The 15,571-nt window shown below is 59.8% G+C and carries 15 protein-coding genes and 1 pseudogene; 9 read left to right on the top strand and 7 right to left on the bottom strand.

The genetic code is table 11. From position 1 onward, the window contains the following. The first annotated feature begins 181 nt into the window (after positions 1-181). Genes ACM6J5_RS01895 through ACM6J5_RS01885 form a run of 3 tightly spaced genes read left to right on the top strand, consistent with a single transcriptional unit; the run spans position 182 to position 3,155 of the window. A complete protein-coding gene (locus tag ACM6J5_RS01895; protein WP_414927691.1) occupies positions 182-1,147 on the top strand; it encodes a Bug family tripartite tricarboxylate transporter substrate binding protein in 966 nt (321 codons plus the stop codon). Between the two features lies 1 nt (position 1,148). Next, positions 1,149-1,631, top strand: coding sequence for a tripartite tricarboxylate transporter TctB family protein (locus ACM6J5_RS01890; RefSeq protein ID WP_414927690.1), 483 nt, complete (start codon positions 1,149-1,151; stop codon positions 1,629-1,631). A gap of 15 nt (positions 1,632-1,646) precedes the next feature. Further along, the gene (locus ACM6J5_RS01885; protein WP_095941699.1) at positions 1,647-3,155 is read left to right on the top strand and encodes a tripartite tricarboxylate transporter permease; all 1,509 of its coding nucleotides are present in this window, start codon (positions 1,647-1,649) and stop codon (positions 3,153-3,155) included. A 146-nt stretch (positions 3,156-3,301) separates the two neighbouring features. Here the strand turns inward: ACM6J5_RS01885 and ACM6J5_RS01880 are convergent, their stop codons facing one another. Further along, entirely contained in the window at positions 3,302-3,814 is a 513-nt protein-coding gene (locus ACM6J5_RS01880) for a carboxymuconolactone decarboxylase family protein (RefSeq protein WP_095941700.1), read from the bottom strand. 134 nt (positions 3,815-3,948) lie between these two features. Between ACM6J5_RS01880 and ACM6J5_RS01875 the strand changes: the two genes are divergently transcribed. Next, positions 3,949-4,764 carry an AraC family transcriptional regulator gene (locus ACM6J5_RS01875; protein WP_150673854.1) on the top strand — a complete coding sequence of 272 codons (816 nt, stop codon included), beginning with the start codon at positions 3,949-3,951 and terminating at the stop codon, positions 4,762-4,764. Between the two features lie 142 nt (positions 4,765-4,906). On the opposite strand, the gene ACM6J5_RS01870 is transcribed toward ACM6J5_RS01875, so the two are convergent. Further along, a complete protein-coding gene (locus tag ACM6J5_RS01870) occupies positions 4,907-5,338 on the bottom strand; it encodes a nuclear transport factor 2 family protein (RefSeq protein ID WP_414927689.1) in 432 nt (143 codons plus the stop codon). Between the two features lie 157 nt (positions 5,339-5,495). Here ACM6J5_RS01870 and ACM6J5_RS01865 point away from each other — a divergent pair, with 157 nt between their 5' ends. After that, a complete protein-coding gene (locus ACM6J5_RS01865) occupies positions 5,496-6,146 on the top strand; it encodes a DUF2238 domain-containing protein (protein ID WP_095941703.1) in 651 nt (216 codons plus the stop codon). A gap of 144 nt (positions 6,147-6,290) precedes the next feature. Here ACM6J5_RS01865 and ilvD read toward each other — a convergent pair whose 3' ends face one another. Beyond that, positions 6,291-7,973, bottom strand: a complete 1,683-nt coding sequence (gene ilvD, locus ACM6J5_RS01860) for a dihydroxy-acid dehydratase (RefSeq protein WP_414927688.1) — start codon at positions 7,971-7,973, stop codon at positions 6,291-6,293. A gap of 372 nt (positions 7,974-8,345) precedes the next feature. Here ilvD and mqo point away from each other — a divergent pair, with 372 nt between their 5' ends. After that, positions 8,346-9,992 carry a malate dehydrogenase (quinone) gene (gene mqo / locus ACM6J5_RS01855; RefSeq protein WP_150673851.1) on the top strand — a complete coding sequence of 549 codons (1,647 nt, stop codon included), beginning with the start codon at positions 8,346-8,348 and terminating at the stop codon, positions 9,990-9,992. A gap of 143 nt (positions 9,993-10,135) precedes the next feature. Here mqo and ACM6J5_RS01850 read toward each other — a convergent pair whose 3' ends face one another. Beyond that, positions 10,136-10,501 (bottom strand): NIPSNAP family protein, encoded by a 366-nt coding sequence (locus ACM6J5_RS01850; protein WP_095941706.1) that lies wholly within the window; start codon positions 10,499-10,501, stop codon positions 10,136-10,138. A 57-nt stretch (positions 10,502-10,558) separates the two neighbouring features. Further along, positions 10,559-10,729: pseudogene (locus tag ACM6J5_RS01845) on the bottom strand (transposase domain-containing protein); the annotation flags it as partial. 353 nt (positions 10,730-11,082) lie between these two features. On the opposite strand from ACM6J5_RS01845, the gene ACM6J5_RS01840 reads away from it, so the two are divergent. Both ACM6J5_RS01840 and ACM6J5_RS01835 read left to right on the top strand, forming a co-directional pair. Beyond that, positions 11,083-12,324, top strand: coding sequence for a molybdopterin-dependent oxidoreductase (locus ACM6J5_RS01840; RefSeq protein ID WP_414927687.1), 1,242 nt, complete (start codon positions 11,083-11,085; stop codon positions 12,322-12,324). Between the two features lie 10 nt (positions 12,325-12,334). Continuing rightward, positions 12,335-12,967, top strand: coding sequence for a c-type cytochrome (locus ACM6J5_RS01835; RefSeq protein WP_414927686.1), 633 nt, complete (start codon positions 12,335-12,337; stop codon positions 12,965-12,967). Positions 12,968-13,045: 78 nt separating this feature from the next. Here ACM6J5_RS01835 and ACM6J5_RS01830 read toward each other — a convergent pair whose 3' ends face one another. After that, on the bottom strand, positions 13,046-13,852 hold the full coding sequence (locus ACM6J5_RS01830; protein WP_414927685.1) for a glycosyltransferase family 2 protein: 807 nt from the start codon (positions 13,850-13,852) through the stop codon (positions 13,046-13,048). A gap of 96 nt (positions 13,853-13,948) precedes the next feature. Beyond that, complete coding sequence (locus ACM6J5_RS01825; RefSeq protein WP_414927684.1) at positions 13,949-14,575, bottom strand: dihydrofolate reductase family protein; 627 nt, start codon at positions 14,573-14,575, stop codon at positions 13,949-13,951. Between the two features lie 233 nt (positions 14,576-14,808). Between ACM6J5_RS01825 and ACM6J5_RS01820 the strand changes: the two genes are divergently transcribed. Further along, a complete protein-coding gene (locus ACM6J5_RS01820) occupies positions 14,809-15,381 on the top strand; it encodes a hypothetical protein (RefSeq protein ID WP_414927683.1) in 573 nt (190 codons plus the stop codon). Positions 15,382-15,571: the final 190 nt, after the last annotated feature.

Genomic DNA, 15,571 nt, shown 5'->3' with positions numbered 1-15,571 from the left:
CAGGTAACACGCGTAATCGTTAGCGACCATCGCGAGCAGGCTCGCTCCTACAGGGTGGTGCAGCGCTTTAAAACAGATCAACCCGAGGATCCATGGCCTAAGCTTGTTTGCAGGCCCCTGTTCATCGCGCACGTCGATGAGCAAGCGGCACCTATAAAAACAATGCAATCAGGAGATGCCCATGTCTGCTTTGATCCGTCGTTTCAGTCGCTGCATGGCCGCCGGTTTGACCGCTGCCGTGCTTGTCGCACCGGCCTTCGCGCTGGATACCGTGAAATTCATGGCCCCGGGTTCCGTGGGCGGTGGTTACGACCAGACCGCCCGTGTGCTGGGCAAGGCCATGGTCGAGGCCGGTACGGCCAAGTCCGCGACCTTCGAGAACAAGGGCGGGGCGGGCGGGACCCTGGGGCTGGCGCAATTTGCCAACAGCACCAAGGGCGATCCGAACGCATTGCTGGTGGTCGGCGCGATCATGGTCGCGGGCATCGAACAGAACAAACCGCAGATCAGCCTGAAGGATGTGACGCCCATTGCCCGGCTGTTCACCGAGTACAACGTGATCGCCGTGCGCAAGGAATCTGAATTCAAGACCCTCGATGACCTGATCAAGGCCTTCAAGGCCAATCCAACCAGCATCACCTGGGGCGGCGGCTCCAAGGGCTCGGTGGATCACATTGGCATCGCCGAGTTGGCGGGCAAGCTGGACGTGCCGGTCAACAAGGTCAACTACGTGGCCTTTGGTGGCGGTGGCGAGGTGGTTGCCCAGGCGTTGGGCGGCCAGCTCAAGGTGATCACCGGCGGTTACGCCGAGCTGGGGCAATACATCAAGACCGGTCAGTTCCGTGTCCTGGGCATCGGCGCGCCGGAGCGGGTTCCCGGCATTGATGCACCGACCCTCAAGGAGAGCGGCTATGACGTGACGATCGGCAACTGGCGCGGCGTTTACGGTGCGGCGGACCTCACCCCGCAACAGCGTAAAGAGGTGATCGACGCGGTCGTGGCCGCCACCAACAGCAAGGTCTGGCAAGACAATATCCAGACCAATGCCTGGACGCCCAGCGTGCTGACCGGCGATGAGTTCGGCAAATTCGTCGAGGAAGAACACGTACGGTTGCATGCCATGCTGGTCAAGGTCGGGCTGCTTTGAGATGGCCACACAGCGCGCAGTAGTACCGACGCAATTGGCGGTCGGCATCGGCCTGATCGCCATCAGCGTCGTATTGGCGATTGGCGCCTACCGGTTTCCGCCCGAAATGGGCTTCGTGATCCTCCCGGCGTACGTCTACCCCTATGTCGTGGCAGCGTTTCTGGGTGCAGTGGGGCTGCTGCTGGGGTATCAGGCCGTCAGTGGCGGTTTTCGCGAACTGGATAACGACACTGCCACGGTGCCCGGTGGAAAAAACGGTGCGGCCTGGGTGACGGCGGGGCTTGTCGGGGTGGCGGTGCTGATCAACCTGATCGGGTTTGTGCTGGCCGCCGGGTTGCTGTTTACCTGTTCGGCGCGGGGGTTCGGCAGCCGTCATCCCCTGCGGGACCTGGCCATCGGCATTGCCTTGACCCTGCCGATCTACTGGCTGTTCAACGCCGGGCTGGGGGTTTCCCTGCCGTCGCTGATCAACATCTGGCTTTGAAAGGAGCTCGACACCGTGGACATTCTTTCAAGCCTGGCGATGGGTTTTTCCTCGGCGCTGACGCCGATCAATCTGATGTGGGGGTTCATCGGCTGCCTGCTTGGCACCGCCATCGGCGTGCTGCCGGGGATCGGTCCGGCACTGACGGTGGCCCTGCTGTTGCCGATCACCGCCAAGGTCGACCCCACTGGCGCGCTGATCATGTTCGCCGGTATCTATTACGGTGCGCAGTTCGGTGGCTCCACCACCTCGATCCTGCTCAACACGCCCGGTGAATCATCCTCCATGGTCACGGCCCTGGAGGGCAACCTGATGGCGCGCAACGGCCGAGCGGGACCTGCGCTGGCGACGGCGGCGATCGGCTCGTTCGTCGCCGGCACCATTGCCACGATTTTGCTCACGCTGTTTGCGCCCATCGTGGCCAGGCTGGCCCTGAATTTCGGCCCGACCGAATACTTCGCAATCCTGGTGCTGTCGTTCACCACCGTGTCGGCGGTGCTTGGCGCTTCGATGCTGCGCGGGTTTGCCTCGCTGGGCGTCGGGTTGACCATCGGTTTGATCGGCCTGGACTCGACCTCGGGCATTGCCCGCTACACCCTCGGCGTGCCGGAACTGGTGGATGGTATCGAGGTGGTGCTGGTGGCGGTTGGTTTGTTCGCGGTGGGCGAGGCCTTGTACAGCCTGCTCTATCAAAAGGAATCAAACGAAGGACGGCACCGCCTGACCTCGTTGTGGATGACCCGCGCCGACTGGAAACGCTCGGTCCCCGCCTGGTTGCGCGGCACGCTGATCGGCTTTCCGTTTGGTTCGATTCCGGCCGGTGGCGCCGAGATTCCGACCTTCCTGTCCTATTCCACCGAACGCAAACTCAGCAAGTACCCCAAGGAGTTTTCCGCCAACAAGGGCGAGGGCGCCATCGAAGGCGTCGCCGGCCCGGAAGCGGCCAACAACGCCAGCGCGACCGGGTCCCTGGTGCCGTTGCTGACCCTGGGCATCCCGACGTCCGCCACCGCGGCGATCTTGTTGGCGGCGTTCCAGAACTACAACCTGCAACCCGGGCCGATGCTGTTCGAAACCTCCTCGGAGCTTGTCTGGACGCTGGTGGCCTCGCTGTACATCGGCAACGCGATTCTGCTGGTGTTGAACCTGCCGCTGGTGGGTTTGTGGGTCAAACTGCTGCAAATCCCCCGGCCGTACCTGAATGCCGGCATCCTCGTGTTCGCCACCATCGGCGTGTATGGCATGCGCCACTCATCTTTCGACCTGATCCTGATGTTGGCCATTGGCTGGGGCGGGGTGCTGATGCGCCGTTTCGACTTCCCCGTCGCCCCGGTGATCGTCGGCATGCTGCTGGGGCCGATGGCCGAGAAACAACTGCGCAATGCCTTGTCCATCAGCCAGGGCGACTGGACGGTGTTCCTCACGCAACCGATCTCGGCGTTCTTCCTCGCTCTGACGCTGCTGGTGCTGGTGGTGCCTCATGTGCTGCATAAACGCGGCATCAAGTTGCATGAGGATGATTGAGGCCTGCGAATACATGGCAGCGGAGTGAATATCTGTAGGAGCGAGCCTGCTCGCGATGGCGGAGTGTCAGACGACATCATAGGTGTCTGACTCAACGCTATCGCGAGCAGGCTCGCTCCTACAGGTTTTTTCAGACTGGATTTACGCTAGATGGCCGGGAAGTCGATGTCGGTCAGCGCTGTGTTGTTCAGGTAGTTGGTCAATGTCTGCGAGGCCACGTGGGCGATCACTTCGATGATCTTGCCGTCATCGATGCCGGCGGCACGGGCAGCGGCGAGCTGCTCGACGGTCAGGTGACCACGGCTTTCGGTAACTTGGCGGGCGAGGGCGGCAATGGCGTTGAGCTCGCCGTGTCGTGCGCTGAGGATGTCCTGCTTCGACAATCCGGCCTTGCCGGCGAACAACGTATGAGCCGCCAGGCAGTAGTCGCAGCCGTTGACCTGCGAGGTGGCGAGGGACACCGCTTCTTTTTCCGTGGCGCTCAGGGACGTTTTGCCCAACGCTGCCGAGTTTTGCAGGTACGCGGCCAGCACCGCTGGGGCGTGAGCCAGGACTTTGAAGGTATTGGGCACAAAACCGACTTTTTTCTGCACGGCTTCCAGCAGCGGGCGGGTGGCGTCGGTGGCGTGTTCCAGGCTGATCGGGGCAATGCGGGTCATGGTGATACTCCGTGGTGTGAAGCGCGGTATGCGCTGGGTACGGAGCTGATGTTAGGGAGAGTGGCTGGCTTGTTGGGTGCAAATCGTCGAGGATATGCGACACATCGTCCAGAACTGCCTTCGGGAGCCTTGTCATGGATCGCTTGTCCACCTTGCTCACACACTTTGGCGTCAATGCCGGCACTTTCCATAGCGGTACGTTTTGCGGCACCTCCGCCTTCGATGGCCAACAGGCCAGCGGTCATCTGCACTTGCTTCAGGCGGGCGAGTTGCTGCTCAAGATGGGCGATCAGCCGGACCTGCAACTGACCGAGCCGACCCTGATCTTTTTCCCCCGGCCCTATCGACATCGTCTGTTCGCGTCTGAAGCGTCCGGCACGCAACTGGTCTGCGCGACCCTGGATTTCGACGGCGGTGCAGGCAATGCCCTGGCGGCGGCGCTGCCGGATTACCTGGTGCTCAAACTCGATGAAATCCCGACCCTGGCCGGGACCCTGGAATGGCTGTTCAACGAGGCGTTCGACGGTACGTGCGGGCGCGAAGCGGTGATGGATCGCCTGTTCGAGTTGCTGGTGATTCTGTTGTTGCGGCACATCTTGAGTACCACAGGCCAGCAGCCGGGCATGATGGCCGGCCTCGCCGATGCGCGCCTGGCGCGCCCCCTGAGCCTGATGCATCAAACCCCGGCCAAGGCCTGGAGCGTGGCCGAACTCTCGGTCGCCGCCAACATGTCGCGAGCCAGTTTCGCCGAGCACTTTCGCCGGGTAGTCGGGCAGACGCCGGTGGATTACCTGGTGAGCTGGCGCATCAGCCTGGCACAGAAACGCTTGCGCGAGGGCCGACCGATTGCGCTGATTGCCGAGGAGGTCGGCTACGAAAGCCCCTCGGCGCTGGCCCGGGCGTTTCGGCGCAAGACCGGGCTCAGTCCCAGGGAGTGGAAAGGTAGTTGATTCACCCGAAAACCCCTGTAGGAGCGAGCCTGCTCGCGATGGTTGCTAACGATTACGCGTGTTACCTGAATAAACGCGGTGCATTTACGTCCATCGCGAGCAGGCTCGCTCCTACAGGTTATGTTGGTGGCTTACGAACTCATCAGAACTTGAACGCCTGCCGTCCTACCAACAGCCATTTACCGTCCTGCTTTTGCCAGATCTGGAAGTTTTCGATTTCCGTCGGCACCACTTCAGTGCCTTTGAGCGCTTGCGCCGAGAAGTGGTGACGGACCAGCGCGACATCGCCGGAGACGGTAATGGTCTGGTTTTGCATCTCAAGGGTCTTGAACGCGCTTTTGCCGGTTTCGATGTCGGCGATGAAGGCTTGCTTGTCCTGGATCTTGCCGCTGGAATGCCCGTAGGTCAGGTTCTCGGCGGTCAAGGCGTTCAGTTCCGGGATGTCTTTGTGCAGCATGGCCTGGGTCAGGTGGTCGACCGCCTGGGCCACGTCTTTGTCCGCGGCAGCCGGGGTGGCGGCGACGTAGCCGCTGAACAGGCACAGAAAACCAATCAGCACGTTTGCTTTTTTCATGGGTGTTTCCTTGTTGTTGTAGGGATAGAGCGATGACTGGATAAACATTCGTCAGTCATCGTACAACCTATCATGAGCTGAAGGAAAAAAGCGAACTTGCCTGACACCCTTGCCTCGAAGTTAAAAGGGCGATGCCCTGACTTCGAGGTATTGCACCATGCAGCCTGACCCGCGTTTACGGCACGACCTGATGCTGCTCCTGGTGTTTGTGCTGATTGTCGTGGCGTCGGGTTTTTCTCCCCGCAGTCGGGTGGACTGGGCGCTGGAAAACCTGCTGGTGTTGTTGCTGGTGGGGACTTTGGTGGCGGTATCACGTCGTTTCCGCTTGTCGGCGATGTCCATCACGTTGGTGTTTGCGTTTCTGTGCGTGCACGAACTGGGCGCCCATTACACCTATTCCCTGGTGCCATACGATCACTGGTCTTCGGCGTGGTTGGGCTTCAGTTTTGACCGGGCGGCAGGTACTCACCGCAATCACTACGACCGGTTGGTGCATCTGAGCTACGGGCTGCTGCTGGCTTATCCGGTGCGCGAAGTCCTGTGGCGCCTGACGCCGCTGCGCGGGTTCTGGCTGTTTTTCGTGACCCTGAACATCATGCTGTCGACATCCGCGGTGTACGAACTGGTGGAATGGATCGGTGGAGCCTTCTTGGGCAAAGACACGGCGAACGCCTTCGTCGGCGCGCAAAATGACCCGTGGGATTCGCAAAAGGACATGGGCATCGCGGTTGCCGGTGCGTTTGTCAGTCTGTTGCTGGTGTCTTTGCGCGGTATGGCGCAAAAGCAATCGGTGACGACTGCAAGGTGATCGGTTCAGGCTTTGAGGTAGAGGTTGCCTGACAGGCCGCCTTCGCGAGCAGGCTCGCTCCCAGGGGATCTTCGGCATATGGAGATCAACTGTGTGCGAGCCTGCTCGCGATGGCATTAGACCAAACAGCGCCAGACTCAAACCTTACAGGTACTTATCCGTCACAGCCCCCTCCGAAGCACTGGAAACTGTCTTCGCATACTTGGCCAGCACCCCGCGCTTGTATTTCGATTCCGGCCGCACCCAGCGCGACTTGCGCTCGGCCAGCACGGCATCGGTGACATCCACCGTGATCTGCCGAGTTTCAGCATCAATAATGATCCTGTCGCCATCCTCCACCAGCGCAATCGGCCCGCCCTCAAAGGCCTCCGGCGTGATGTGACCGACCACGAAACCGTGGGAGCCGCCGGAAAAACGCCCGTCGGTGATCAGCGCCACCTCCTTGCCGAGGCCCTTGCCCATGACCGCCGACGTCGGCGACAGCATTTCGCGCATGCCCGGGCCGCCCTTGGGTCCTTCGTAGCGGATCACGATCACCTCGCCGGGCTGCACTTCGCCATTGAGGATGCCGGCCAGCGCACCTTCCTCGCCGTGATAGACCCGGGCCGTGCCTTCGAAGCGCAGACCCTCCTTGCCGGTGATCTTGGCCACGGCGCCGGTGGGCGAGAGGTTGCCGCGCAGAATGACCAGGTGGGAGTCCTTTTTGATCGGCTGGTCGAAAGGCCGGATCACGTCCTGGCCGGCCGGGTAGTCGGGCACGCTGGCCAGGTTGTCCGCCAGGGTCTGGCCGGTGACGGTCAGCACATCGCCGTGCAGCATGCCGGCATCGAGCATGCGCTTCATCAGCGGTTGAATGCCGCCGATGGCCACCAGCTCGCTCATCATGTATTGACCGCTGGGGCGCAGGTCGGCGACCACCGGGGAAACCTTGCCCAGCTCGACGAAGTCATCCAGGGTCAGCTCGACATCCACTGCGTTGGCCATGGCCAGCAGATGCAGCACGGCATTGGTCGAGCCGGCGAGGGCGATTACCACGCGGATGGCGTTCTCGAAGGCTTTGCGGGTCATGATGTCGCGAGGCTTGAGGTCGAGCTTGAGCAGCTCCATCACCTGCTGGCCGGCGCGAAAGCTGTCCGAGGCCTTATCGCCGCCAATGGCGTCCTGGGAGCTGGAACCGGGCAGGCTCATGCCCAGTGCTTCAATGGCCGAGGCCATGGTGTTGGCGGTGTACATGCCGCCACAGGAACCGGGGCCGGGAATCGCCACTTCCTCGATCTGCTTGACCTGAATCTCGCTGATATCGCCCCGCGCGTGCTGGCCCACGGCCTCGAACACGGAAATGATGTCGGTGTGGCCGGCGCCCGGCTGGATGGTGCCGCCATAGACAAAAATCGACGGGCGATTGAGCCGTGCCATGCCGATCAGGCACCCCGGCATGTTCTTGTCACAGCCGCCGATGGTCACCAGGCCGTCGAACCCCTCGCAACCGGTGACCACTTCAATGGAGTCGGCGATCACCTCGCGGGACACCAGGGAATACTTCATGCCTTCGGTGCCGTTGGCGATGCCGTCGGAAATGGTGATGGTGTTGAAGATCACGCCCTTGGCCCCGGCGGCGTTCGCGCCTTTTTCGGCTTCGAGCGCCAGTTTGTCGATGTGCATGTTGCATGGGGTGACCATGGCCCAGGTCGAGGCGATGCCGATCTGCGGCTTGGTGAAGTCTGCATCGGTGAAGCCCACGGCCCGCAACATGGCGCGTGCCGGTGCGGCCTCCACGCCGTCGATCACTTGAGAGGAGTACTTGCGCAGATCGTCTTTGTCGCTCATGGCTGTTCCTCACACACTCATGGAGAAAAACAGGATGAGTATAGAAGGCCGATCGCCCGCGCCCGGACTAACCGGTCGGGAACAGACGCGCGGGTAAGCCTTGTCGTGATATTCTTCGCGCCAACTTGGTTTGACCTATTCAGTTTGCATGTCTTTGAGACGTGCCGACCGAATCACTGTCGCTCAAGTAGCTGAAGCCAATAAAGATAAAAAGTCAGTTCAGAAGGGACATTAAACTGGGGTCGATGCGGTTCATCGGCCTTGTGTGCCCACCCTGTAATCCTTGAGTGCCGCACCCGTGACTGCCGTGAAACACGGGGCTGTGCGCGTGAGGATGGAAGGGCGGATGGCGTTTTATCATAGGTGCTACAGATGTTTAAGAAAGTGAACACGGCCCTGCTGGGGCTGGCTTTGTCCATGGGGATGTCTGCCGTCCACGCGCAAGAGGCCAAGAAAGTCGATGTGCTGCTGATCGGCGGCGGCATCATGAGCGCGACCCTGGGTGTGTGGCTCAATGAGCTGGAACCCGGTACTTCGATGCAAATGATCGAGCGCCTCGACGGCGTCGCCCAGGAAAGCTCCAACGGCTGGAACAACGCCGGTACTGGTCACTCCGCCCTGGCCGAGCTGAACTACACCCCGGAAGACGAGAGCGGCAAGGTGTCGATCCCGAAGGCCGTTGAAATCAACGAAGCGTTCCAGATCTCCCGTCAGTTCTGGGCCTGGCAGGTTCAGCAAGGCGTGCTGAAGAACCCGCGTTCGTTCATCAACTCCACCCCGCACATGAGCTTCGTGTGGGGCGATGACAACATCAAGTTCCTGAAAAAGCGCTACGAAGCCCTGCAAGCAAGCCCGCTGTTCGCCGGCATGCAGTACTCCGAAGACCCGGCTGTGATCAAGCAGTGGGTGCCGCTGATGATGGAAGGGCGTGACCCGAGCCAGAAAATCGCGGCCACCTGGAGCCCGCTCGGCACCGATGTGAACTTCGGCGAAATCACCCGCCAGTTCGTTGCGCACCTGCAAACCACGCCGAAGTTCGACTTGAAGCTGTCCAGCGAAGTGCAGGACATCACCAGGAACGAAGACGGCAGCTGGCGCGTCAGCTACAAGAACCTCAAAGACGGCAGCAAGACCGAAACCGACGCGAAATTCGTGTTCATCGGCGCCGGCGGCGGTGCCCTGCACCTGTTGCAGAAGTCCGGCATTCCTGAAGCCAAGGAATACGCAGGCTTCCCGGTAGGCGGCTCGTTCCTGGTGACCGAGAACCCGACCATCGCCGAGCAACACCTGGCCAAGGCCTACGGCAAAGCCTCCGTTGGCGCGCCGCCGATGTCGGTTCCGCACCTGGACACCCGCGTGCTGGACGGTAAGCGCGTGATCCTGTTTGGCCCGTTCGCCACCTTCAGCACCAAATTCCTGAAAGAAGGTTCGTACCTGGACCTGCTGACCACCACGACCACCCACAACGTGTGGCCAATGACCAAGGTCGGCATCAAGGAATACCCGCTGGTCGAGTACCTTGCAGGCCAGTTGATGCTGTCTGACGAAGACCGCCTCAACGCCCTGAAGGAATACTTCCCGAACGCCAAGGCTGAAGACTGGCGCCTGTGGCAAGCCGGCCAGCGCGTGCAGATCATCAAGCGTGACGAAGCCGCCGGTGGCGTGCTGAAACTGGGCACCGAAATCGTCGCTTCCCAAGACGGCAGCATCGCCGGCCTGCTGGGCGCCTCCCCGGGCGCATCGACCGCCGCGCCGATCATGCTGACCGTGCTGCAGAAAGTGTTCAAGGACAAGGTCGCGACCCCTGACTGGCAGGCAAAGCTGCACCAGATCGTACCGAGCTACGGCACCCAGTTGAACGCCAGCCCTGAGAAGGTTGCGCAAGAGTGGGCCTACACCGCCAAGGTGCTGGAACTGACTCCGCCACCCGCGGTGATCGCGCCGGCTGTGACGCCTGTGACTGTTGATACTGCAGTAAAAGCGCCGAAGGCGAATGCTGCGAGTGATATGGCTCTGTAATTAGAGACCGGATCAAAAAAAGCCCACTGAACCGGCGACGGTCAGTGGGTTTTTTTGTGGGCTGGAAAATGATTCTGGAGGCATGATCGTAAGCGTCCGGCTAACACACCTTCCTGATCCCTGCGTTGAAGAATACGGGCCTATCACGCTGATTGAACGTCGGCTTTCGACATATCCATGGACGCTCTGAAGGCATCAATTACGTCTTGAGTGAGCGCCATTACTGTCGTTGTACTGACTTCAATGAGACTGATAATGTCTGCTCGCGGGCCCTGTTTCCAGGCAGCGCTTGCGTAAAAAATATCTTGAGATGCCAAGCGATGGCTCTCGCTTTCATAGGCGCGAATCAGGTGATAGCTGTCACAATCATGCAATGAGCCGCCATAAGAAACGACATCGATGCCAGCTTCCAGGTGAAGCGGAATACTTACATTCTGCATTATTCGATGAAAATCCAATCCCGATCCTGGCTTTAAGGTGTACATCAGGATTTCAATAATTCGAGTCATACCAAGTCTTCCATGTGGAGTTTCAACGTGAGTATCCGAACATCCCGGTTTACGTTGTCAGGTGGGTGGCCAGTTATGCGGCAGCAGCTCGGTAATCTTACTCGCCCACTGCGTCGGCAGGCGCGCTAAAACATACTTCAGGTAAGCATACGGATCATGCCCGTTGAGCCGGACCGACTGGATCAATCCCATGATCGCCGCCGCCCGATTACCATGGCGTAACGAGCCTTTTTGTGGGTGATGGCACAGGCAGGGCTTCGAATCCGAAGTGTCTACGCCGGCCTTGACGGGAGTTCCTGTCATCAATTGTCAAGTCGCTGACGCTCAATGAAAAGCGGACAGTTTGGCCCTGACGATACTGGCTTGTTCATCGACCGTAAGCCTGATATCTCACCGCCTGGCGCGCAACATTCTGTAGGAGCGAGCCTGCTCGCGATGGTCGTTAACGATAACGAGTGTTTATTGGTTAAACGTGACGCTCTTTAGTCCATCGCGAGCAGGCTCGCTCCTACATAAAAGCATTGCGTCCTGGTGGGGAACGATCAGTTGCATCTCAATAAAACAATCATAGAGAGCGCAGAATGAAGTTCAGTTTTGTAGACAACAGCCAGCCGACCCGTCGGCGGGTTTTACGCGATGCTTTCACTTTGGCTTTGGCGGCCTCGCCGTTGGCAAATCTCGCCAGGGCTGCCGAGGAAAACGTCGAAGAAGTGACCTTTGCCGCCGGCCCACGACCGCTCGTGCAATACCCGCAAAAACGTCCGTTGACCCTGGTGACCACGCGTCCGCCGCATCTGGAAACGCCATTCTCCGTCTTCAACGAAGGGCCGATTACGCCCAATGACGCCTTTTTCGTGCGTTACCACCTGGCCAATTTTCCGACCAGCATCGATCCCGACAGCTACCGCCTGATGATCAAGGGCTCGGTCGACACGCCACTGTCGCTTTCCCTTGCCGAGCTCAAGGCCCTCGCCGAACCGGTGGAAGTGGTGGCCGTCAATCAGTGTTCGGGTAATAGCCGTGGCTTCTCGATGCCTCGGGTGTTCGGCGCTCAGTTGGGCAATGGTTCCATGGGCAATGCGCGGTGGGTGGGGGTGCCGCTCAAGGCGGTATTGGAAAAGGCCGGTGTGAAAGCCGGCGCCGTGCAAGTGACCTTCCGTGGGCTCGATAAACCGGTGCTGCCGAGCACGCCGGAGTACATCAAGGCGCTGGACATCAGCCATGCCATGGACGGTGAGCCGATGATCGCCTGGTCGATGAATGGCACCGACCTGCCATTTCTCAACGGCTACCCGATTCGTCTGGTGGTGCCTGGCTATTTCGGTACCTACTGGGTCAAGCACCTGAGTGAGATCGAAGTCGTCGATCATACCTACGACGGTTTCTTCATGGCCAAGGGATACCGGGTTCCGGATAACGATTGCTTGTGCATTGCCCCCGGCACCACGGCGGCGAAAACCCGGCCGATTTCCAAATTGCCGGTGCGCAGTTTCATCACCAGCGTTAAACACGGCGATGTATTGCCGTTGAACAAAAGCCTGGTGCTCAAGGGCATCGCGTTCGACGGTGGCGTTGGGGTCAACAAGGTGGAGGTGTCGATCGACGGCGGGAAAACCTGGCGTGAAACCATGCTCGGGCAGGACCTTGGCCGTTTCTCCTTTCGTGAGTGGACACTGCCGATCACCTTTACCGGCAAGGGCGCCACCCAGCTGATGGTGCGGGCCAGCAACAGTGCTGGCAAGACGCAGCCGCTGCAAGCCGACTGGAACCCCGCTGGCTACCGTCGCCACGTCGTCGAAACCATCCACGTGACCGTCGCCTGAGGAGGGCCGCATGAAACTTGTGAAATGCATGACCGCCTTGCTCTGCGCGGCTCAGGTTTGTCTGGCGACCCTGGCTGGCGCCACGCCGCTGTCCATTACGCTGCCGCCTGAAACGGCTGTGTTCAAGCCCAGCGCGATGCCTGGCTACGCATTGGCGCAGCAGAAGTGTTCTATCTGCCATTCGGCCGATTACATCAACTTCCAGCCGCCGGGCATGAGCCTGGCGCAGTGGACCGCCGAAGCGGGCAAGATGCAGCACGTGTACGGTGCTCCGATCAGCGACCGGGAGGTGAGTGTTATCGGCGCTTACCTGGCAGTGACCTACGGCAGTGCGAAGGTCAATGATGCCGATGTTCAGGCGGCCTCGAACGCCCCGGCGGTGGCTGATGCAAAAGTCGACGCCAAGGCCTTGCTGCAGAACAACGCCTGCCTGTCCTGCCACGCGATCGACCACAAAGTGGTGGGCCCGGCCTACCGCGATGTGGCGGCCAAATATGCCAAGGACCCGCAGGCAATGGACCGGCTTATGTCCAGCATCCAGCACGGCGGCAGCGGGAAGTGGGGGGATGTGCCCATGCCGCCTTTCGCGCAGTTGAGTCCGGACGACCTGAAAAGCCTGGCGACTTTTATCCTGCAACAGTGAGCCGGTATCAGCCTGATGCGAAAAGCCCACTGCACCGGCAACGGTCAGTGGGCTTAATTTTTGTGGGTGCGGGTTTGTTCAAGACATCGAGGAGTTGGTTGCACTGAAGCGCTTGAGAATGTCCTGGTACATTTTGGTCCGCCGATGATCCTGGCCATATCCGCCCGCAGCGGCGACAGTGCCGGACTGTACGTGGTCCAGGTACTTGAAGATTTTGCCGGGCGAAAGAAACACGACTTTGTAGCCAAGGTCGATCACGCGGTCTTGCAGCTCATAACCGGGCACACGGTCATCGATCTGAAAATGCAGACCCTGCTGCTTGATCAGCCTGCCATTCCATAGCGTGCAAAAGCTTTTCAGGTAGGTTTCCCGGTAGGGTTTCGGCTCCTTTGATCGCAGGCCCAGCGATTGCTTCAAGCGTCGGTAGTGGTGCTTGATCAGGCGTGAAGTGAAGCGCCACGCGGTCCTTGGCAGTCCGCGGTTGAGTTGCTCCGTGCAACCGACCGCGATGACGTTTTGATCCTTGGTGCAGCGCTCCATCATCATCGCAAATACGTTTGCATCGAAGACGAACGTGTCGGTGTGCATCAGGAACAGGTAGTCGGTGTTGACCCTGGCCAGCGCCATGTCCAGTGCCTTGCCATGGGCGATGTGCCCCGGTTCTTTGGTGGGGGCATCGCGTTCGATCAGGTTGATCCAGTCGAGCGAGCGCAAATACTCGACGCTGGCATCCGCCGAACCGTTATCGACCACCCAGACCGGGATTCCGGCTTTTCGTACCGGTTCGCGCAAAAGGTCCAGGCAGATCCTGGTCAAATCATGGGTTTTGTAATTAACCAGAACGATGCTGAACGGTGGTTTGGCGCTTGTATCGACACTACCCATCTTCGAAATGCTCGACTACTCGAAAGTGTCGAAGACTAAAGAGCCAACCTTAGCCCAAGCTTAATTTCACCTGGGCGACAGAGACGCCGGCTATCGCTACCTCACGCCTTCGAACGAACCTGTGCGCACCTCGCCGCTGCGGGTGTAGCGGGTGATCAGCACACCCCCGGGTGAGCTGATCGAATTCACCAGGGTGAAGGCCGACGCTTGTGCGTTGTCGTCGAACAGGCGCTTGCCGCGTCCCAGCAGGATGGGATGAATCATCAGCCGCAACTCGTCCACCAGGCCGGCGGATAGTAGTTGCCGCACCAGATCACCGCTGCCTTGGGTCAGTAGCCGGGGACCGTCCTGGCGTTTAAGCGCGTTGATCGCGTCGACCAGATTGCCCTCCAGCGCATGACTGTTGTGCCAGGCCAGCGAGTCGGCGCAATGGGTGGCCACATGCTTGGGGACGGCGTTGAACAGGTCGGCGATGGTGTGGTGAGTTGAGTCGGCCTGAATGTTCGGCCAATAGGCGGCGAAGATGTCGTAGGTACGACGCCCCAGCAGCAGCTCGAATGGCTGTGAGAACAGGTCCATGACGGCCTGGCCGGTGGTTTTGTCAGCGTAGGGCACGATCCAGCCACCGAAGCGGAATCCGCCACTGCAATCCTCTTCAGGCCCGCCGGGTGCCTGCATGACGCCGTCCAGACTTACGAACGCGGCAACAGTCAGTGCGCGCATGGTCTTCTCCTGATTGATCCTGGTTTAAGCGTTTAGACAGGGAAGTCTGCGATCTCTTGAGACCGTTCCTTGAAAGATAGTCGCTTCCATATTCGACGAAAGTCGTATGGCGGTCTGTTCCGTTGAGTGTTAGCAAGTATTTGTCTTGAAAGCGCAATTGCTAATTTGTATCATTCGTTTTCAATTCAGCGAAGCAGGGAACGCAGCGCCAAAACAATAAAAAGGTCAAGGCAATGCTCAAGATGCTTCTCGTGTACGGTCATCTGCTCGCTACGTGTATTGCCCTGGGGAGGGTGTTGCAGGCAGATCACAAGCTTTGGAGTTGGCGCAAGGAAATACTGGACCAGGCGAGGCTTGAGTACCTCGATGAGACCCAGAAGATTGTCAGCCTCGCGCTGCTGGCCCTTTGGGCAAGTGGGCTGTTGCTGGTGCTTCAGGGTTATCTCGATGAAGGTGACGCGTATCTGCTCAATCAGAAGCTCTGGGCCAAGGTGACGGTCGTCGCGCTGCTAAGCCTCAACGGCGCACTTTTGCATCGAATCGGCTTCCCGCTGCTGCAAAAGGCTCCCTTCGTCGCACTGCGCAGTGCAGGCCGCTCACGGCTCGCCTTGTTGGGTGCGCTTTCCATGAGCGGTTGGCTGTTCGCCGCTTTCCTGGGGGGGGCTCGAGCCTGGAATCACGTGTTGCCTTATCTGCATGTGATGGGCGCATTCGCTGCGTTCTCGTTGCTGGCCTGTTGCGTGGCACTGGCAGTCGCCGGCAGGGCGGGCGGTGTTGGCGCGCAAAAATCCTCGGTTCCCGGGTAGCGATCAACAGGCTGTATTCCATACCTGTAAACCTGCGGTTTAAAACGTAAAGTACCACCGCCCATGCGACTCCCGCATGGGCAACCCCCTCTCATCCCCATCTGTGTCCACAGGCCGTCGGTCGGCTTTCTCCTGCGCGAGTTGACCCTGAGCCAGAAAGGGCTAACTTCTGTGTGTGGGAAAAATTCCC

The sequence above is a fragment of the Pseudomonas sp. IT-P74 genome, from assembly GCF_949768175.1.
Lineage (GTDB): Bacteria > Pseudomonadota > Gammaproteobacteria > Pseudomonadales > Pseudomonadaceae > Aquipseudomonas.
This window is presented reverse-complemented; position numbering and strand designations above follow the sequence as displayed.

Coding starts and splice junctions, on each gene's coding strand:
- ACM6J5_RS01895 (WP_414927691.1), top strand. CDS start 182: ATGTCTGCTTTGATCCGTCGTTTCAGTCGCTGCATGGCCGCCGGTTTG.
- ACM6J5_RS01890 (WP_414927690.1), top strand. CDS start 1,149: ATGGCCACACAGCGCGCAGTAGTACCGACGCAATTGGCGGTCGGCATC.
- ACM6J5_RS01880 (WP_095941700.1), bottom strand. CDS start 3,814: ATGACCCGCATTGCCCCGATCAGCCTGGAACACGCCACCGACGCCACC.
- ACM6J5_RS01875 (WP_150673854.1), top strand. CDS start 3,949: ATGGATCGCTTGTCCACCTTGCTCACACACTTTGGCGTCAATGCCGGC.
- ACM6J5_RS01870 (WP_414927689.1), bottom strand. CDS start 5,338: ATGAAAAAAGCAAACGTGCTGATTGGTTTTCTGTGCCTGTTCAGCGGC.
- ACM6J5_RS01865 (WP_095941703.1), top strand. CDS start 5,496: ATGCAGCCTGACCCGCGTTTACGGCACGACCTGATGCTGCTCCTGGTG.
- ilvD (WP_414927688.1), bottom strand. CDS start 7,973: ATGAGCGACAAAGACGATCTGCGCAAGTACTCCTCTCAAGTGATCGAC.
- mqo (WP_150673851.1), top strand. CDS start 8,346: ATGTTTAAGAAAGTGAACACGGCCCTGCTGGGGCTGGCTTTGTCCATG.
- ACM6J5_RS01850 (WP_095941706.1), bottom strand. CDS start 10,501: ATGACTCGAATTATTGAAATCCTGATGTACACCTTAAAGCCAGGATCG.
- ACM6J5_RS01840 (WP_414927687.1), top strand. CDS start 11,083: ATGAAGTTCAGTTTTGTAGACAACAGCCAGCCGACCCGTCGGCGGGTT.
- ACM6J5_RS01835 (WP_414927686.1), top strand. CDS start 12,335: ATGAAACTTGTGAAATGCATGACCGCCTTGCTCTGCGCGGCTCAGGTT.
- ACM6J5_RS01830 (WP_414927685.1), bottom strand. CDS start 13,852: ATGGGTAGTGTCGATACAAGCGCCAAACCACCGTTCAGCATCGTTCTG.
- ACM6J5_RS01825 (WP_414927684.1), bottom strand. CDS start 14,575: ATGCGCGCACTGACTGTTGCCGCGTTCGTAAGTCTGGACGGCGTCATG.
- ACM6J5_RS01820 (WP_414927683.1), top strand. CDS start 14,809: ATGCTCAAGATGCTTCTCGTGTACGGTCATCTGCTCGCTACGTGTATT.